Raw genomic sequence first — 19,127 nt, forward strand, 5'->3', positions numbered from 1 at the left:
GACTACGAACCTGGGGCAAATTTACTGAGATTATCCAGCCGCCATTTAGCATCTGTGCGTCTATTGGTTGCCAATTCTAAGACCCGAATCCCCCTATTTGGCAAAAAACTTAATTTTGCTGGGAACAGTTCCCAATCGTCAATTATCTCGTGTTCCACACCATAGGTTGCACACAACTTAGCAAAGTTGATATCTTGCGGGGTGGCAAAAAACTCTTCAAAGGGTGGATCGAATTTAGCAACGGGCAACATTTCAAAAATCCCACCGCCGTTGTTATTAATTAAAATAATTGTCAAATGACCGACCAATTTATTTTTAATTAAAAAACCGTTTGTATCGTGCAAAAGTGCTAAGTCTCCTGTTAACATTATACAGCTTTGATTGCGGTGTGCAACTCCTAAAGCTGTTGACAATGTGCCGTCTATGCCATTAGCACCGCGATTGAAAAAAGGTTGGATTTCTAAGTTATTTGGCTGCCAGAAAAACTCTACATCTCTGACTGGCATACTGTTGGCAATAAATATCGGTGTGCCTGCTGGTAATATTTGGGAAAGCAGCCAGGAAACTTTGGGTTCAATTATGTTTTGAATTGCTGATATTTTTTGGTCTATTGCTTGTCTGACTTGGGTTTCGGTGTTGTGCCAAAGTTGGAGGTATTCGTTTGATTCAGAGGTGTTAACCCCCCCTAACCCCCCCTTGCTAAGGGGGGGGACTTGAGTTGATTGGGTATTGGTAAGGGGGACTTGAGTTGATTGGGTATTGGTAAGGGGGACTTGAGTTGATTGGGTATTGGTAAGGGGGGGGGCTTGAGTTGATTGGGTATTGGTAAGGGGGGGGACTTGAGTTGATTGGGTATTGGTAAGGGGGACTTGAGTTGATTGGGTATTGGTAAGGGGGACTTGAGTTGATTGGGTATTGGTAAGGGGGGGGACTTGAGTTAATTGGGTATTGGTAAGGGGGGGGGCTTGAGTTGATTGGGTATTGGTAAGGGGGGGGACTTGAGTTGATTGGGTATTGGTAAGGGGGGGGGCTTGAGTTGATTGGGTATTGGTAAGGGGGGGGGCTTGAGTTGATTGGGTATTGGTAAGGGGGGGGGCTTGAGTTGATTGGGTATTGGTAAGGGGGGGGACTTGAGTTGATTGGGTATTGGTAAGGGGGGGGACTTGAGGGGAGATAACTGTTGCGAGATTTTCTGGGGAGATTCGCAGGTGGATGGTTCTGCCGTGTAGGGGATCGAAGTTGTGGTGGCTGGGGTCGATTATATAGCGTTTGGGTTGCGTTTTATCTAACCAGTTTCGCAGTTCTTTACTTGTGGGTAAGTCTCCGATTTGAATGGCTATTTCTGGGGTTAATTTATCTGCTAGTTCGCCGTTTCTCAGGATTAAATCATAGGTGGAAATGAGATGGGGGTTGAGTTGAGCGTAGTTCCTGAGTGGGGATAGTCCTTCTGCTAAAACCGGCCAGTTTAAGGATTGGGAAATTTGGGCGATCGCCCTACAATACTGTTCGGGAAATTGAGGCTGTGCAACGCCCGCAATAATTATCCCTCTGCTGCACTTTTGCCATTGTTCTATGGCACTTCCTACTCCCCCTTTTAACAAGGGGTGGCTGGGTTCTATGGCACTTCCTACTCCCCCTTTTAACAAGGGGTGGCTGGGTTCTATGGCACTTCCTACTCCCCCTTTTAACAAGGGGTGGCTGGGTTCTATGGCACTTCCTACTCCCCCTTTTAACAAGGGGTGGCTGGGTTCTATGCCACTTCCTACTCCCCCTTTTAACAAGGGGGGGCTGGGTTCTATGCCACTTCCTACTCCCCCTTTTAACAAGGGGTGGCTGGGTTCTATGGCACTTCCTCTTCCTACTCCCCCCCTTAGCAAGGGGGGGTTGGGGGGGGTAGAAATTTCTTCTATAATAATCGGTTCTAATCCTGCAAAGAAATCCTCGATATCAAATTGTGTTTCTAAAGCTTCTACAGCAATATCTGAAACGGGTACAAGGGGGTCACGAAAGGGGGTGTTGAGGTGAACGGGGCCTGGAGTTGGAAATTGTGTCCGCTCCCAAGCATAGGCGATCGTCTGTCGCAAATAGCCTAACATTCCTAGGGACGTGGCAGGCATGGCTAATTCCGCTTGCCAGTTGGGATAGTTGCCGTAGATTTTCACTTGGTCGATCGCCTGTCCAGCATGGCAATCCCGCAGTTCGGGAGGTCGATCGGCTGTGAATATTAGCAGCGGAATTCGACTTTCTCTGGCTTCTATGATAGCAGGATAAAAGTTGGCGGCGGCGGTTCCAGATGTGCAAATGAGTGCGACGGGTAAACCAGATTTTTTGGCAATTCCTAATGCAAAAAAGCTGGCTGAACGTTCGTCGAGTACGGGAATACTTTCTATATTGTTATTTTGGGCAAAGGCGATTGTTAATGGTGCCGATCGCGAACCGGGACAAATGACAGCGGTAGTTAATCCCAGGCGCTGTAATGTTTCTGCTAATATTGAAGACCAGAGAGTGTTTGTATTGCGAAAATCTATTGGCATTGCTAAATTTGAGTAGAGCGACTCTGTATTGTGCTAGGATATTATAACCAAATACAGCCTTGTTACCCCCTCTATGATTCGGCGGTTGAAACCGCTACTACAAAAACGAAGTCCACCTCCGTGGACTAAGAAATAAACGGGGTTTTTAACCAGGATTTGATATTATACCCAAATAATTATCAGAATACATTTTTATGTACTCTCACCAAAGAAACAATTAACTAAACCAAAGCATTTAAAAGTGGTTGTAATTTGAGCTGAATTTCTGCTAGTTCCTTTTCCGGTTCCGAACCGGCGACAATACCGGCACCAGCATAGAGTATAGCCCGATCGCCGTCGATTAATGCCGATCGAATGCCGACGGCGAATTCCCCATTACCACGGGCATCTATCCAGCCGATGGGGGCTGCGTACAAAGAGCGATCGCAGGTTTCGCAGCGACGAATTTGCTCTAGGGCTATATCTCTCGGTACGCCGGCTACCGCTGGGGTTGGATGCAGTTGGGCTAAAATTTTTAATAAATGAATATCAGGCGGAATTTGAGCGGTGATGGGTGTCCACAAATGCTGAATGTTTGATAGCTGTAGCAGTCTTGGTACTGGGGAACAATTGGGAGTTATGCCAAGTTGCGACAGGCGATCGACTATAAAATCAATCACGACTTGATGTTCGCGAATATCTTTTTCACTATGTAATAAACCTTTTGCCAAATTCCCATCTTCTACCTCTGTTTTCCCCCTGGGCGCTGAACCAGCTAAAGCATCTGTTGATAACTGATTATTGTGAATGCTAATTAACCGTTCTGGACTGGCTCCAATAAAATTTTGACCTTGACCGTTACTGGTTAAAAATACATAGCAGCCAGGATAACTGAGGCGTAAATTTCTCAAGGAATCGATCGCACTAAAACTGGTTTCAGAAATCACATTTATGGCTTGTGATAAAACAATTTTACTAAAATATTTAGACTCAATCAATTTTAACGCAGATTTAACAGATGTTTTAAATTGATTGGCATCATTCACTGGTATTTGTTTGAAAGATATAGAATTATGGATATAATTAGTTAATTTACGGTAGGGGCGAGATGCAATTTTATCAAAAGTTTGCCAAATAGTTTCAGCTAATTTTTTAACATTTATCTCTTTTTCTACCATGGCATTTGCGATGATAATACAGCTATCATTTTGGATCGATATTTGCCATTTTGGTAAAAATATGGTAGCGGGTGGAAAGTAAGAATTAGAGGCAATGTTCTCATCAAAAAAACCAAAACTGCAAAAAAAGTGAGGCCCGCTTAAGGGCAAGCGTTCCGTACCAATCGTAATTGTACTGGCAAGTGTTGAACGAATAAAGTTTTGCGCCGCAGCAAATCGATCGCTTCCTGATACTGTGAGATGGATTGCCGAATCAAGGGCGGCAATCGCAAAACTTTTGTCGGGAATGATGTCTCTTTTTTCAAAGTAAAAGTGCCGCTGACAAGGTTCGGAAATCTCTTGCAGTACAGCTAGCGGATCGAGAGGGTAAATCTCCTGAGAAATACTAACTATTTTGGTTTGATATTTGTCAGTTAAAGACTGCTGACAATCTAACAGCAACTGATGCAGTTGATTGCGGTCTTGCAAAAGATTAGCGCGGTGCGGTATTACTGTCATGAAATCGAGAATAACAGATTTGTCAGCAAGAGTGCGGGTTTGTCCCGCCATAACCCCTAATTCGATCTAAGCACGGGAGGGCGATCGCCAAACATGACGTTTCTAGTTTCCCTCCCTGTTTCGACTCCCTAGGGCAAAAAAACAGACTCTGGGGCGATCTATCGAAACATTTAGACACAAAACTTTATAGATCGATCGCCTAACTGTCGGCAAAAGTCGATCGCGCCACAGAGGTTTACAGACGGGATACTTCCACAGTTTGACTACCCCACAGCCTTTGAATGGATGCCTGCACGCACTCAACCTGATACAGATTACACCTACTTAACCAATAAAATTGTAAAATTACTAAGCTGCTATCAATTGAATCAAGTTTGTATAATGACAACAAAGTTAATTGAACGTCCCAATAGTAAACTGTGGCTAGCGGCAATCAAGCCACCCATGTACAGTGTTGCCGTGATTCCTATTTCGGTAGGAACTGCAATTGCTTTTGCGGAAACTAAAACGATTAATTGGTCAATATTTTCGACTTTTTTAATGTCAGCCATCTTAATTATAGCATGGCTGAATCTCACCAATGATGTATTTGACTCGGAAACCGGAATCGACAAAAACAAAGCACATTCCCTCGTTAACTTAACCGGAAATAAAGCTTTAATTTTCTGGTTAGCTAATCTGTTTTTAGCTTTGGGAGTGTCGGGAATCTGTGCTATTTCTTGGTGGCAACAAGATCCAACAGTGATTTTACTCGTAATTTTGTGTTGCGCCCTTGGCTACACTTATCAAGGGCCTCCTTTTCGTTTGGGCTATCAGGGTTTAGGCGAGTTTATCTGCTTTTTCACCTTCGGTCCCCTAGCTTTAGCTGCTGCTTATTACAGTCAAACTCAAAGTTGGTCAGCCACTAATTTTGGCGCGTCACTAATCGTAGGAATTACTACGAGTATTATCTTATTTTGTTCTCATTTTCATCAAGTTGCGGATGATTTGGCTGCGGGTAAAAAGTCGCCAATTGTCCGACTCGGTACAAAAAAAGGTGCCCTGTTGTTGCAGTGGTTTTGCGGGAGCATTTATGCTTTGACTGTGCTGTTTGTGGTGTTGCAAATTTTCCCAATGTGGACGCTGTTGATTTTTGGGAGTTTGTTTTTTGCGATCGACCTTTGCCGCCATGTCACAGACTATCACGATCGGCCAGCACAAGTCAGCAACTGCAAGTTTATTGCTGTCACCCTGCATTTTGTCAGCGGTTTACTGCTGGCGTTGGGGTTTGTTTTGTAAATCGGGCGATCGCCAATTGAAGTAAAATAGAAATATGTTTCGTAGTCAAGGTTTTAGTCATTTTTGCCAAATTTTAGTCAATCATGACTAAAGTCCTGACTACCAACAGAATTACTTCTATTAATCACAAATGAAACACCTTAAAAAATATAATGTTAACTATTCTTTAACGGGAAAATCCACACAGCCAATAATTTTATTTCTCCACGGATTTACTGGTGATTTGCAAGATTTTACCCCCATCATTGCCTTACTTTCTCCAAGTTATTACTGTCTAGCAGTTGACCTTCCAGGTCACGGAAAAACCAGCATCAGGGGCGAAGAAACTTGCTATAATATGTCAAATACAGCCCTAGCATTGATACACCTATTAGATGATTTACAAATACACAAATGTTTGTTATTAGGCTATTCAATGGGCGGGCGATTGGCGCTTTATATGACCTTACATTTTCCTGACAGATTCGAGAAAGTAGTGCTGGAGTCAGCTTCGCCGGGATTGAAGACCCAAAAAGAGCGATCGCACCGCCTAGAATCGGATTTGCATATATCACAAAAACTGGAAAATAGCAACCTTCAAGAATTTTTATACTACTGGTACGATCGCCCTTTGTTCCAATCCTTAAAAAAATCTCCTAATTTCGAGCGACTCATCGAAACCCGTTTAGCAAATAACCCCATAGAATTAGCCAAATCCCTCCGCAACATGGGAACCGGCAACCAGCCCTCTCTCTGGGAAAAACTAGCACAAAATCAAATTCCTCTCCTGTTGCTAGCGGGAGAATACGATGATAAATTTCAAAGGATTAATGCAGAAATTGCCAGTTTATGTCCCGCAGCCCATAACAAAATTGTATCCAAAGCTGGTCACAACATCCATTTTGAAAATATCGATGAATTTGTCGGCGCTGTGAGACAATTTTATGATTGACAAAACTTACGCTAAACCTCTGTGTATAGCCTTTCTCAGTTAGGTGAGGTACAGGCTAATGGGCATAGGTGTCAACTTAACGTCAAACCCAGTCACAGAATGCTGTTTGACTGTTAAGCCTAGATCCCCCCTAGCCCCCCTTAAGAAGGGGGGGACAAGAACTTACTCAAAGTCCCCCTTTTTAAGGGGGATTTAGGGGGATCTGGACTATGGTAAAAACGACATTTATCAAGGCTTTCAGGCTTAAGTTGACACCAATGGCTAATGGGGAACCCCCCCCTGACCCCCCCAAGGGGGGAAGGGTATAGGGCATTACCAATTACCTATTACCAATTACCTATTACCAATTCTCGATCGTACCTCATATGAGAGCTCGAAAGGCTATAAATGCTATATCAATTTCAATTTCAGACTTATCATCGAAAATTTAAGCGTCCATTACAAACAAGTCACGGTGTTTGGGATATGCGAGCGGGAATTATCCTGAAACTTACGGACGAAAAAGGTCAAATTGGTTGGGGAGAAATTGCCCCTTTGAGCTGGTTTGGTTCCGAAACTTTTGACCAAGCTTTAGATTTTTGCACATCGTTACCAACTAATATTTCAAAAGAAACTATTTTCGCTATTTCCAGTGAATTGCCTGCTTGTCAATTTGGCTTTGAGTCAGCACTATCTAACTCGTGTTCAGGCTCTGCATCCATTCTACATGAGGCAGAAAATAGTCGGTACAGTGGTTTATTGCCCGCGGGAAAAACAGCTTTATCAGCTTTACAAACGCTTTGGAAACAGGGATTTAGGACGTTTAAATGGAAAATTGGTTTTGCTGCGATGGACGAAGAATTACAGGTTTTTCATCAGCTAATCGAGGCAATGGATGATTTGGGCGATCGCGATCCAGTATTTTTACGATTAGATGCCAACGGTGGACTCAATTACTCCCAAGCTGAAACCTGGCTAAACACTGGCGACAATCTGTTAAAAAATCCAGACTTATCCGTAAAAATTGAATTTTTAGAACAGCCATTACCTGTATCACAATTTGATAAAATGCTAGCATTGAGTGCTGTTTACAAAACTCCGATCGCCCTAGACGAATCAGTCGCCAATCTCGATCGCATCAAAGAATGCTACGAGCGAGGCTGGAGGGGAATTTTCGTCATCAAACCTGCGATTGCTGGTTCCCCATCCCAACTGCGGAAGTTTTGTGAAATCCACCCTATAGACGCTGTTTTTTCCTCCGTATTTGAAACCCAGATAGGCAGACAAGCAGCATTGAATTTAGCAAGACAATTATCTCTTAATTCTAGAGCATTAGGCTTCGGCACCGATGACTGGTTCGACGACAAAAATCATTCAATCTTAGATTTTTAATTTGACCTGAATACTGATAACTCAAAAAGTTCGTGAAAGCATCTATGGCAACAAATGTAACAGTAAATATTCTAAATATCGCATCCAGATTGCCTGATAATTGGCTGATTGGTGGTGATAGTCGTGAAATTGCTCAAATAGTCGATCGCCTATTTCACCAACTAACCCACAATCAACCACAGCCCACACCGAAAATAATTTTCCTAGCCGAATCAGAACCAGTACAATTTATTGCCAGTTTCATAGCTGCTTGTGCCAGCAAATCCCACATTTTTCTGTGCAATCCCAACTGGGAAAAATCAGAATGGCAACAAGTTTTTGATTTAGTCAAACCAGACATAATTATTGGGGAAAATGCACTTTGCGAAAGCAGACTTGCTTCCTGTAGCAACGAATTCCATTCACCGGAAGTCCATCCCTCCGAAACTGACAAATTACCATTAATTATGATTCCCACCGGCGGTTCATCAGGAAAAATCCGTTTTGCCATCCACACTTGGGAAACACTAACCGCATCAGTTCAAGGTTTCCAACAATATTTTCAACTCGATCGAATTAACTCATTCTGCGTTTTGCCCTTATATCACGTCAGCGGTTTAATGCAATTCATGCGTTGCTTTAGTACGGGAGGAAAACTGGCAATCCAGGTATTTAAAAGACTAGAATCAGGAGAAAAATGCCATATCGAACCCGAAGAATTTTTCATTTCCCTAGTTCCAACTCAACTGCAACGCCTGTTGCAAAACCCAGATACAACTAATTGGCTTCGACGATTTCCTACCGTACTTTTGGGCGGTGCTCCCGCTTGGCCAGAACTTTTGGCAGCAGCTAGAAAATATGAAATTAAATTAGCCCTAACCTATGGCATGACAGAAACTGCTTCGCAAATTGCCACACTCAAACCCGAAGATTTCCTAGCTGGAAATAACAGTTCTGGTCATATTTTACCCCACGCTCAAGTAACAATTCGTAGTGTTAAAGGCGAGATTTTGGACTATAATCAAGTCGGAAATATTGCAGTAAATGCTAAGTCTTTAGCCTTGGGTTATTATCCCCCAAAATTGGGTGATAGCGACTACTTTCAAGTAGATGATTTAGGTTTTTTGGATCGTAATAACTACTTAAATATTGTGGGACGCAACAGTGATAAAATTATTACAGGCGGAGAAAACGTATTTCCTGCCGAAGTAGAAGCCGCCATTAGGACGACTAATTTAGTAGCCGATGTGGCAGTAATTGGTTTGCTAGACAAACATTGGGGTCAAGTAGTAACGGCGATTTGCGTTCCCACAAATGCCGCTGTTACTGTCACAGCTTTGCAAAGGGCAATAGAAGGTAAATTGAGCAAGTTTAAGCGGCCTAAATATTGGGTTTTGGCGGCACAATTACCGCGAAATTCCCAAGGGAAAATCAATCGCGAATTATTACAAGAAATTGCGATTGTGTCATATAAAATCCGTTAGCATCGGAATTATTAAACTCTCTCTTATCTTCCTCTTTCCCCCCTTGGGGGGGGCAGGGGGGGGTCGTCCTTTGCGCCTTCGCGGTTAAATCATTCCGATACAACCCGAATTGATATCATCTCCTGTTAGTCGGTAATAAAAAATGGTTTGTAGTGACGATTAAAGTCCTCAAAATTTGAACGAGACTAAAGTCATGACTACAAACCTATTGAATTCCCAATTACTACAAACTTAATAGCTGTCGCTTCCTTTCCAATTCTTGATTTTGAACATCCACAAACTTCAACATTCGGTAAAGCACCTCTATTTGTGGCAACTTAATTCCTCTTTGCTCCGCTAATCGTATGGGATTCCCAAAAATCGCTTCAACTTCGAGGGGGCGCAATTCATCGTAATCGATTTTCATGCTGGTGCGGTAAGGTTTCATTTTGTGAGTGTAGTCGAGCATATGTGAAATAAAATTATCGGGAATAATGCGATCGTAACTTTTCGCCCCCGCTACTACTTCCTTCATGATTTCTTCTATTAAAATCAGAGTATCTGGATTAGCCATCAGTTCGTCGGTTCTCGCGTTCAATACTACAGACAGTCCATTATAAGGAATATTCCAAACCAGTTTTTTCCACCTAGACAAAAGTAAATCTTCGCTCACTTTAATCGGAACTTTGGCGTGTTTAAAATCGTTCGCTATCAGATTCAATCTATTAGTTATTTTTGGGGGATTATAGTCTTGGGAATATTCCCCCAGGGTGATAGTCCCGTAATCTAGATGGCAGATGTGACCGGGCCCAATTTTATAAGAACATAAAAAACACAGCCCGCCAATCACTCGTTCTGGACCGACAATTTTAGCTACTTCTGGTTCGATATTCAGTCCATTTTGCAATACTAAAACCACGCCATTATCTTTTAATAAACCAGGTAAAATATTGGGCAATAAGTGATTTTGAGTGGTTTTTAGGGCTACAATTACGACATCGCATTTAGGCATTTTGTGCGCGTCGTGGTAGGCGCGGACTTGGGAGAGGGTGAAGTCACCTTCGGGAGACTCGACAATCAAACCGTGTTTTTTGACGCGCTCGTAATCGCTGCGTAGCAAAAAATTAACTTCAAAACCGGCTTTTTGCAATTTAGCACCATAGAATCCGCCTAAAGCTCCGGTGCCGACGATGGCATAATTGCGATTGCGATTTGGCATATTAATCATCAAGAAATAAACAGTAGAAACAATCTAAACTCTACAATGGGCTGAGCCACTGCATCAATTGTTCCGATAGCTGTGTTCTAGTTCGGTTAACTGAATTAATGCAGACGTGCTTAGTAACAGCCTTAGCTGCGGATTTCCCTGTAATTTCTCCCAAAAAAACTTGATAGGCAATTTCAAATTCATCGCCTGCAAGCTGTTTTGGTGTCAATTGAATAGTTAGTCGATCGCCCGCAAACATCGGGCGGTAAAAATCTACATTAGCATGAATTATCGGAATGGCTAGTTGGGCATTGCTAAAAAATGCTTTGAGATTGATTCCCGATGCGGCCAGAGATGCCTCGTAAGCTTCATGGCACATCGCCAAGACGTTAGTAAAGTATACAACTCCAGCAGCATCGGTATCCTGAAAGCGGACAGTGCGGGTGTAAGTAAAAGACATTTGCAGTAGGTTTGAGTTTTGAGGTTTGAGTTTTGAGTTAAAAATCTGGTATTTATTTAATTCAAAACTCATGAATTTTCTCCTGATTTGTTTTAACCTTTGTTTTTAATCAACATCACGTCGATAATTTTGAGGGCAATTTCTTCGGAAATTTCCAAGGCAATGTACAGATCGTTCAAAAGCTGTTCTTCTTCTTCGGAAACTTCACCATCTGCTAAAGCAATATCAGTTGTCACCGCAAAAACAGTTTCTTTGAGTTCGTCGGGAAGTGTGGCTAAAGCCGCATTAAATAATACCTTAACTCCTTGTCTTTGCAGCAGCATCAGTAGTCGATCGAGCATTTTTTTCATGACATCATTCGGATAGCTTCTAAACAGTTGCATCCGAGATAAAGTCATGCTTAAAACTTGACTTTCATTGTCATTAATGTAACCATCGGCTGCTACGGCAATTAGGGCGATCGCTGCAAATGCTTCGGCCGGCCCCAAAGTGACTTCACTCTGTTGGCGAGTCTGCGCTACTTTATCAAATAAACCCATGGTAATTTCCTCATTCTTTAGTGTTTGAATTGTACTACTTTTGTGAAAGAGCTAACTCTGCCTTCAGAAAATCTACAAACTGTCGGGCTGTTCGGCCCGATCGCCCATTACGGCGAGTTGCCCACTCTTTAGCCCGGTGTTCCAAATCTTCAGGTGCCAGTTGGATACCAGCCAGGAGTGCCAGATGTCGGACAATAGTTAAATAAGTGTTTTGATCGGCCGGTTCAAAAGTTAAAGTCAAGCCAAAGCGATCGCTAAATGAAAGTTTTTCCTGCACCGTATCCCAAGCATGAATTTCATCACCATCGCGGGGGCGCGGCCTATCGTCAAAAAACTCTCGAATTAAATGCCGCCTATTAGATGTGGCGTAAACAACTACATTTTGAGCTTTGGCGGTGACATTCCCTTCTAAAACCACTTTCAAGGCTTTAAAAGCATCATCATCTTCCTCAAAGGAAAGGTCATCTACAAAAATAATAAACTTCTGAGGAACACCTCGCAACTGTTCCATAATTAGCGGCAAATCTTGCAAATCGGATTTAGATACTTCAATCAAGCGCAAATTGCGATCGCCAAACTCATTCAACAGCGACTTCACCAAAGAAGACTTACCAGAACCACGACTACCGTATAGCAAAACGTGCAAAGCCGGATAACCAGCCAGCAAAAATTCCGTATTTTTGACCAAAGCATCTCGCTGCCAATCGCAGCAAACCAACTCTTTCAACTTGATGCGATCGGGATGATAAATACTCGCCAAATGACCATTTTTCCACTGAAATGCGCGATATTGTGCAAATAAACCAGTGCCAAACCTTCGGTAATATTCTGCCAAAGATTCCGCAGCAGTAGACCAATTTTCCAGTTTTCCATGCAGAGGCAAACCATCGCTTTCTTTGATAGTTTCTGAATCCCAAATCGGAGGTATGGCTTCAAGTTGTCCAGCGACTCGCACCCACTTACTCAACTGCTCCCCACTGCATTGATAAAGATTTTGTAATACTTGTAAATCATGTCGCGCGGCCTCTACTAAGGCGGGAGACAAACTGGCAAAATCTGTTTTCTGAGATTGGCGAGAAAAGGGGTTTTCGTCTTTGAGGATTTGGGAAATCAGGAAATCTTTCCAGCTCACATTTTGAGCAGCCTGAACTTTAAACCAATTCCCATAGGCTGTCAGACAGTCAAAACCGCTGACTTCGCTGTGGTGCAGGGTTTGCAGCAAATCCAGAAAAGCTTGACCAGCAAGGCTTTTGAAGACTGATTGATATAGCAACAGGGATGCTGCTTGACGTTGGAAGTAGCGAATTTGGGCGATCGCACCAGAAGTTAGGGCCGACATAATTGCTGTTGTATAACGAAGTGAAATATCCCAGTGGGGTTTAATAAATTTTCTAACAATTCGTGACACTAATTGCAGGCAGCGCTGTATAAATTTAGATGCACTTGTGAAATCAGAAGGATAAAAAATGAATTTAGGTATAGCAGCAGCCCTGGGCTATGGGACTTTAACCCTGATTGGTGGCATCATGGGCTACGTCAAGGCAAAAAGCCAAGCCTCCTTAATTTCAGGTCTCGTTAGCGGTTCGCTGCTAATTTTAGCTGGGATCGCCCAGCTCATGGGACAAAGTTGGGGTTTGATATTAGCAGCCGCCATTTCTGCTGTTTTAGTAGTTGTGTTTATTCTGCGGTTAGTAAAAACTCGCAAATTCATGCCAGCAGGAATGTTAATTTTAGCTAGCTTAGCCTCTTTCGGGGCGATCGCCTACGAAATCAGCGGTCAATATCAATAGTCAGTGGACTGTTGACTGTTGTTGAGGGTTAGTTGTTATTTGTTATTTGTTTTGTTGGTTTTGAGTCTTGTAGAGTCTTGTTCCCAGGATATTCCTGGGAATACATACCTGGAGGCTCTGCCTCCAATAACAAACAACAAATAACCAATAACTAATAACCAACAACCAATAACAAACAACCAACAACCAACAACCAATAACAAACAACCAACAACCAACAACCAACAACCAACAACAAATAACCAACAACAAATAACAAATAACCAATAACAAATAACCAATAACAAATAACTATTGACCAATGACTGATTCAATATGCTGCTGAACTTCCCGGAGTTGTTGGAACTGCAATTCCATCCAATCTTTTTCCGCCTCTCGCTGTTCCGGTGTTTCTTTCTGGTATCTCACCTGCTTATCTAAAAAATCATTGTAGAACCTCATCATTTTTTCAATAGTTTGAATTGCTAAATTAATCCGGTCTTCAAATATTAAAATAATCAAATTATCTATAATCGTTCCAATCACCTTACAACATTCTTCAAAATCGACCAAACTGATTCCCATATTGCTTTTATGCACCAGAGTTTCCACAGGAGTTTTGACAGTTTCTTTAAAAGTCTTCATATCAGAAATTGGCAAATATTTCATGGGTTCGGTAAACTTAGAGACAATTTCTCCGCCTATGGACTGTACTTGCTCTCTAAATTTAGATTGACTTTGACTATCGAAACATTCAATACAAAATTCAAGTTTTTCTATGTCTAGACCTTGTAATTCTTTAAAAATTACATAAAGTTCATTTTCTACAACCAAAACCACCCGCTCGGCATGGGAATTCACTTCATTTCGTAACTCTTTATGTAAATTATTTTTCTCATAAAAACCGATAGTATCTCTTTGAAACTTTTGCTGAGGTTCATCCCACAAAAACCACTGATTTTGTAACTTAGCAGCCTTTTCTTTCCAGAGTTGGCGAACTTTAACAACAGCTTCATATTGGCCCTGTTTTCCTAAATTACGAATTCTAGCATCGCATCCGCTGAGTTTGCCAATTTGCTCCCAAATATCCACCGAAGATGCTTGAGCAATTCTCGGCTTGCTACGCCAGATATCCTCAGCATGAGATACATCTTTAAAACACACCTGAAGTAAAGCCTGGAGTCTGAGGGCAGATTGCTTGATTTCTTGAATGCAGGGTTGCACATCTACACTGAGGCTAGTAGCTGACTGTTTCATTTCTAGGGATTTGTATTCGTCTGCGAGCAATCGATCGCTAAACTGGATAATAGCCTGGAATACCTTGAGATATTCATTCATTGGGTTTTATTCCTCTCTTTCCCTAAATAGCATACAATACACAAGATCTGCCTTTTTGAATGCAAACTGAGCCACAACATGAATTATGTATTCACCCCTACAACTCAGGCTCTACTCAATACTGGCAACCTGGTACAGCCTGCTACCCAAACAGGAAAAATGCTGCCGGCTGCTAGAGATCCAATGACTGGGGAGTTTGTGGAGATTGCCAAAATATTTTATCAATCAACGAGTGAAATTCCAGAAACTCGCGGAGTTTTAGGATTGCTAGCACACTTGGCAGGAGGTAGCCCCCTAGAGCCATTAGTAGCCCCTGTGCATCTGACAATGGCACCCTTGCAGATTACTCAAACTCATGTGGGATTTCAAAAAATATACAGAATGCTTAATTCGCTAAAAATTAATTTGGCTGTGATGCAAGCCACTACTGCTGTTATTGGTGTCGGGAATGTATCCCCCACAATTTTGTCAGCAGTAAATCTCGAACAAATATTACAATTAAAAGAAGAAGCAAAGCAGCAAAGGCTAAAAATTAAAGAGGGTTTTATCGATCTCAGGCATATCCTCAAAGACAAAGGAGTAGAGGTAATTCAGCAGATTTATAAGGTGGCTCATGACTCAAAATTTGAGGTACATCGCCAGCAATTGGTTAATGGTTATGATGTTTTTTCTAAAGGGATTAAACGCTGCCAGTCTGCCCTGACTGTAGGGGATGTGAAACTGCGGAATTCGGAAATAAATAGCGGGCGCGAAGAGTTGTTTGAGGCTTTAAAAATTTATGAAAATTCCTGTTTTTTGGAGGGGTTGTGTTCCGCGGCACAAATGAGGAAAATGGAATGCGTTTGGGTGATAGAACAGGCGATCGCCGTTACGTTTCAGTTGCAGCGCGCCTATGATATGGTTAGCGATCGCCTCCGGGAACTCCAATCAAAAATCCGTCAACATTGTCTAACAGTTGTTAAAGAATGCCAATCGGAACTAGAACTAGATTTTTTATTTCCCGAAATTGTCAGAATTCTCGGTCACGATTTAAATGCGCTGGAATTTTGGCATCTGGAGGCTGATTGGATGCAAACTTTGTCCCCAAAAGATCAGCACCAATTAGCGAGTTTAGATCAACTAAGTGTAGATCATTTAAAAAGCACTATCCAGACTCCCTTCACCATAGTAGCCCCGGAATTTTCACTCTATGAAAATTTAAAGCCAAAGTCTCACTTTCTCTCCTTGCGAGACCAGCTAGCGATCGCCCTGAAGCCGGAACTCCGCCGAGGACAGGAATTTTATATCAGCCAACAGGCGATCGCCACTGGATATCCAGCTTTAGCCCCCTCCAATTGGCAAGAAATATCAGATTTAACTGTGGCTAATCTCTACTATTATTTTAAGATACGAGAAGACTCAATGGACATTTATCCAAATCACGAGGAATTAGAGCAGTTGTCAGTTGTCAATTGTGGACTCAATTTTAAATTGAAAATCTAAAATCTCCCATCTAAAATGTCAAACTTTCCCCTAGAATGATTATCTCACCCACAACCTAATAGTATTATCTTTAGAACCACTAGCAATAGTTTTACCATCGGGACTAAAAGTCACCACATAAACCTCATCAGAATGTCCAGTCAAAGTATTCAGCAATTCACCAGTAGCCAAATCCCAAATTTTAATAGTTTTATCCTTACTGCCGCTAGCAATAAATTTCCCGTCAGGACTGATAGCAATCGATACAATATCATCAGAATGCCCCTTAAGAGAACGAATCAACTCCCCGGTTTCCAGATTCCAAATTTTAATACTTTCATCATAAGAACCACTAACTAATGTTTTGCCATCGGGACTAATAGCCACGGTTCTCACCTGGTCTCCATGACCATCAAGAGTCTCGATCAACCTCCCAGTTACCACATCAACAATTGTAATTTTATTATCCTTAGAAGCACTTACCAAACTTTTACCATCGGGACTAAAAGCTACAGAATAAACAAAATCTGTATGGTCTGGCAAAGTGTGAATTAGTCGGCCATCTACGGCATCCCAAATCTTGGTTGTCTTATCTCCACTGCCACTAGCAATTAGTTTACCGTCGCGACTAATCGCCACGGACCAAACAGAAGCATTATGGTCAAGACTGCGAATCAATTGCCCTGTTTTCAAATCCCATAGCATCACTCTCCAAAAACCCGTACCAGTTACCAATCGCGAGCCATTTGAGTCAAAAGCAACGGACCAAACCGTGGATGAATCACCCTGAAAAGTACGGAGCGACTTACCTGTAGCTAAATCCCAAATTTGGATAGTTTTATCCTTGGAACCGCTGGCTAATATCAAGCCATCTGGACTAAAAGCAACTGCTCCAACTGCATCGGAATGTTGAGCAAAATTTTTGACTTTGGGGTTTTGCCAGCGGAGGCCTTCTTGGCATTTTTCTTGTAAGTTTTTAGCTGATAAATAGCTAGTGGAAGTGTTAGCAATTTTGGGTATTTCGCCGATGCACTCTTCATAATTGCTTTCTTGATAAAGAGCATTAATTTGATTAACTTGTTGCGAGTCCCTCGCCAGTCGCTGCTGCCATTCTTGCCATTTCAAATAGCCATAAATTCCGCCGATCGCCGCTAAAATAGCCGCCATTGCAGCTCCCGCAAGTAAAGGATTGAATTTGCGAGTTTCCGGCGGGGCAATTGGTGCGGTATTCTTGACCGTCAAGTCAGTTTTTCCGTTTAAATTAAGCGGTGAGTAGGTCCCTTGACTGGGCTGCAAGTTGAGTGGAGAAATAGTTTCCCCAGGGGACTGATTAGACTTGCCGTGTCCTGCTAAGACTGTATAAATTGCCTTATATAATTTCGAGAATAAAGATTTAGGGACGACTAATTCTTCTATGTTTGCCGCATCTTCATCCGTAAGTCCTAAAACTTGCTGCAACCGTTTTAATTCATCGCGAGTTGTCGCCGAAAACGGATATTCTTGCTGCATTGCTTCTTGCAGTGCTTGTTCGTAGCGTTCCCCTTTTTCCCTGTATTTGCGGTAAGGATTTAATACCTCGTCTTCGATGGCTTCTGCTTCTTCTGGTAGCAAATCCAAGCTGACACGCAGTTCGTCTAATATTCGGCGGCCGACAACTGTAATGTCACCGCGACTGCTAGTGCGTCGATCGACTTCTTCGCGATATATGGTGAGTTTGGGAATGCGCGATCGCGATCGATCGCCTATTTTTCTCAAATCGGCTAAAGCTTCCGTCGCCGACTGATATCGTTCCCGAAAATCGTAGCGCACCATATTATCTAAAACATCAGCTAGCCCTTGGGAACAGGTTGCTAAATGGCGCCAAATTATTTCACCTTTATTAGAATTTTTCAAATCTCGCAGTTTCGGCAAATCGTAAGCCGGCACGCCAGTAATCGCTTGGATTCCCATCATTCCCAAAGCATAGATATCGCTATTGAGTTGGGGGTTATATTGAAATTGTTCGATCGGCATATATTCCAGAGTCCCAATCCGCACAGTCACCGGCGCTTGTCTTTGGGCTATATGTATTTCTTTCACCGACCCAAAATCGATCAAAACTAATTTATTGTCGGCATAGCGGCGAATTAAATTGGCTGGTTTGATATCTCGGTGAATTACTCCATGTCCATGTACAAATACCAAAATTTCTAACAGTTCTTTCAGCAAAGAAATCATTTTTTCTTCTGTTAGTGGCTTGCCGGGGACAATCTCTGTGGATAAGGAGTGACCAGCAATAAATGATTCTACTAAGAAAAACTCTTCATTTTCTTCAAAATAAGCAAATAATTGAGGAATTTGGTCATGTAAACCGAGCTTTTCTAGAACTTCTGCTTCTTTTTGGAAAAGACGGCGCGTAGCATTAATTAATTTCGGTTCGCTGCTACCTGGACGCAGGTGCTTGACAAAACACTGAGGTTCACCTGGACGGCGAATATCTTTAGCCAGATAGGTTAGTCCAAATTCTCCTGTTTCTATGACTTCAATGATTTGATAGCGTCCATCTAAAAGTTGGCTCACCATGATAATAACTTAGTTGCTCCTGGGCATTGGGCATTGGGCGAAGCGAAGCTCCTGGATTGGGCGAAGCGAAGCTCTGGGATTGGGCATGGGGCATGGGGCATGGGGCATGGGGCATGGGGCGAAGCGAAGGGATTGGGAATAGTTTTTTCCTTGCTTCTAGCTTCTTGCTTCTAGCTTCTTGCTTATTGCTTCTAGCTTCTTCCTTCTAGCTTCTTGCTTATTGCTTCTAGCTTCTAGCTTCTGCCATACTTTATTTTTTTAACATCTGCAAAGCTTGGTATCCCAAAAAGAAGAAACCCAAAGCACCTACTATCGCTATCCCGTCTGCTAATATATCGACGGTAAGAAATTCACCCATTGCAGTATCCTCTGACAACTGATATCTATCCTCGGTTTTTCCGTCGCTAATCGGGTGATTGGTTTGACCCATGAAGCCCCGTTGAGCGAAAGATGCTCACAAATTATAGCAAGAGCGATCGCCAAAATAACTTTCCGGGCGATCGACTAGCTTTTTGCTGTAATGTTTTTTAGTATTTAACCAAGTCAACTGCGTGACCGCGACGAAATTTTGAGGTAACAT

The 19,127-nt window shown here is 42.4% G+C and carries 17 protein-coding genes; 6 read left to right on the forward strand and 11 right to left on the reverse strand.

The window, feature by feature from the left end:
• Positions 1-2 precede the first annotated feature (2 nt).
• Positions 3-2,534 carry a 2-succinyl-5-enolpyruvyl-6-hydroxy-3-cyclohexene-1-carboxylic-acid synthase gene (gene menD / locus P2A85_RS13235; protein ID WP_377480733.1) on the reverse strand — a complete coding sequence of 844 codons (2,532 nt, stop codon included), beginning with the start codon at positions 2,532-2,534 and terminating at the stop codon, positions 3-5.
• A 221-nt stretch (positions 2,535-2,755) separates the two neighbouring features.
• Positions 2,756-4,189, reverse strand: a complete 1,434-nt coding sequence (locus P2A85_RS13240; protein ID WP_377481479.1) for an isochorismate synthase MenF — start codon at positions 4,187-4,189, stop codon at positions 2,756-2,758.
• A gap of 381 nt (positions 4,190-4,570) precedes the next feature.
• On the opposite strand from P2A85_RS13240, the gene menA reads away from it, so the two are divergent.
• The 4 genes from menA to P2A85_RS13260 all read left to right on the forward strand — a co-directional run bounded on the left by menA (position 4,571) and on the right by P2A85_RS13260 (position 9,232).
• Positions 4,571-5,467, forward strand: a complete 897-nt coding sequence (gene menA, locus P2A85_RS13245; RefSeq protein ID WP_377480736.1) for a 2-carboxy-1,4-naphthoquinone phytyltransferase — start codon at positions 4,571-4,573, stop codon at positions 5,465-5,467.
• Between the two features lie 130 nt (positions 5,468-5,597).
• On the forward strand, positions 5,598-6,398 hold the full coding sequence (gene menH, locus P2A85_RS13250) for a 2-succinyl-6-hydroxy-2,4-cyclohexadiene-1-carboxylate synthase (protein WP_377480739.1): 801 nt from the start codon (positions 5,598-5,600) through the stop codon (positions 6,396-6,398).
• A gap of 387 nt (positions 6,399-6,785) precedes the next feature.
• Positions 6,786-7,769: an o-succinylbenzoate synthase gene (locus P2A85_RS13255; protein WP_377480742.1), complete on the forward strand. Its 984-nt coding sequence runs from the start codon at positions 6,786-6,788 to the stop codon at positions 7,767-7,769.
• Positions 7,770-7,813: 44 nt separating this feature from the next.
• Entirely contained in the window at positions 7,814-9,232 is a 1,419-nt protein-coding gene (locus P2A85_RS13260) for a 2-succinylbenzoate--CoA ligase (protein WP_377480745.1), read from the forward strand.
• 223 nt (positions 9,233-9,455) lie between these two features.
• On the opposite strand, the gene P2A85_RS13265 is transcribed toward P2A85_RS13260, so the two are convergent.
• The 4 genes from P2A85_RS13265 to P2A85_RS13280 form a co-directional block, all read right to left on the reverse strand.
• Positions 9,456-10,430, reverse strand: coding sequence for a putative 2-dehydropantoate 2-reductase (locus P2A85_RS13265; protein ID WP_377480749.1), 975 nt, complete (start codon positions 10,428-10,430; stop codon positions 9,456-9,458).
• A 40-nt stretch (positions 10,431-10,470) separates the two neighbouring features.
• Positions 10,471-10,878: an acyl-CoA thioesterase gene (locus tag P2A85_RS13270; protein ID WP_377481482.1), complete on the reverse strand. Its 408-nt coding sequence runs from the start codon at positions 10,876-10,878 to the stop codon at positions 10,471-10,473.
• A 92-nt stretch (positions 10,879-10,970) separates the two neighbouring features.
• Positions 10,971-11,417 (reverse strand): tellurite resistance TerB family protein, encoded by a 447-nt coding sequence (locus P2A85_RS13275; protein ID WP_377480752.1) that lies wholly within the window; start codon positions 11,415-11,417, stop codon positions 10,971-10,973.
• A gap of 34 nt (positions 11,418-11,451) precedes the next feature.
• Positions 11,452-12,756 (reverse strand): ATP-binding protein, encoded by a 1,305-nt coding sequence (locus tag P2A85_RS13280; protein WP_377480754.1) that lies wholly within the window; start codon positions 12,754-12,756, stop codon positions 11,452-11,454.
• A gap of 127 nt (positions 12,757-12,883) precedes the next feature.
• On the opposite strand from P2A85_RS13280, the gene P2A85_RS13285 reads away from it, so the two are divergent.
• On the forward strand, positions 12,884-13,207 hold the full coding sequence (locus P2A85_RS13285) for a TMEM14 family protein (protein ID WP_340518725.1): 324 nt from the start codon (positions 12,884-12,886) through the stop codon (positions 13,205-13,207).
• A gap of 35 nt (positions 13,208-13,242) precedes the next feature.
• On the opposite strand, the gene P2A85_RS13290 is transcribed toward P2A85_RS13285, so the two are convergent.
• Positions 13,243-13,482, reverse strand: coding sequence for a hypothetical protein (locus P2A85_RS13290; RefSeq protein WP_377481485.1), 240 nt, complete (start codon positions 13,480-13,482; stop codon positions 13,243-13,245).
• Between the two features lie 16 nt (positions 13,483-13,498).
• Positions 13,499-14,524 carry a hypothetical protein gene (locus P2A85_RS13295; RefSeq protein WP_377480757.1) on the reverse strand — a complete coding sequence of 342 codons (1,026 nt, stop codon included), beginning with the start codon at positions 14,522-14,524 and terminating at the stop codon, positions 13,499-13,501.
• A 78-nt stretch (positions 14,525-14,602) separates the two neighbouring features.
• Between P2A85_RS13295 and P2A85_RS13300 the strand changes: the two genes are divergently transcribed.
• A complete protein-coding gene (locus tag P2A85_RS13300) occupies positions 14,603-16,006 on the forward strand; it encodes a hypothetical protein (protein ID WP_377480760.1) in 1,404 nt (467 codons plus the stop codon).
• A 39-nt stretch (positions 16,007-16,045) separates the two neighbouring features.
• Here the strand turns inward: P2A85_RS13300 and P2A85_RS13305 are convergent, their stop codons facing one another.
• The 3 genes from P2A85_RS13305 to P2A85_RS13315 all read right to left on the reverse strand — a co-directional run bounded on the left by P2A85_RS13305 (position 16,046) and on the right by P2A85_RS13315 (position 19,127).
• A complete protein-coding gene (locus tag P2A85_RS13305) occupies positions 16,046-18,547 on the reverse strand; it encodes a protein kinase (RefSeq protein WP_377480763.1) in 2,502 nt (833 codons plus the stop codon).
• A gap of 250 nt (positions 18,548-18,797) precedes the next feature.
• Positions 18,798-18,977: a hypothetical protein gene (locus P2A85_RS13310; protein WP_377480766.1), complete on the reverse strand. Its 180-nt coding sequence runs from the start codon at positions 18,975-18,977 to the stop codon at positions 18,798-18,800.
• Between the two features lie 24 nt (positions 18,978-19,001).
• Positions 19,002-19,127: a hypothetical protein gene (locus P2A85_RS13315; RefSeq protein WP_340518730.1), complete on the reverse strand. Its 126-nt coding sequence runs from the start codon at positions 19,125-19,127 to the stop codon at positions 19,002-19,004.

Origin of the sequence: Microcoleus anatoxicus, from assembly GCF_042465725.1 — a bacterium.
GTDB classification, from domain to species: domain Bacteria; phylum Cyanobacteriota; class Cyanobacteriia; order Cyanobacteriales; family Microcoleaceae; genus Microcoleus; species Microcoleus anatoxicus.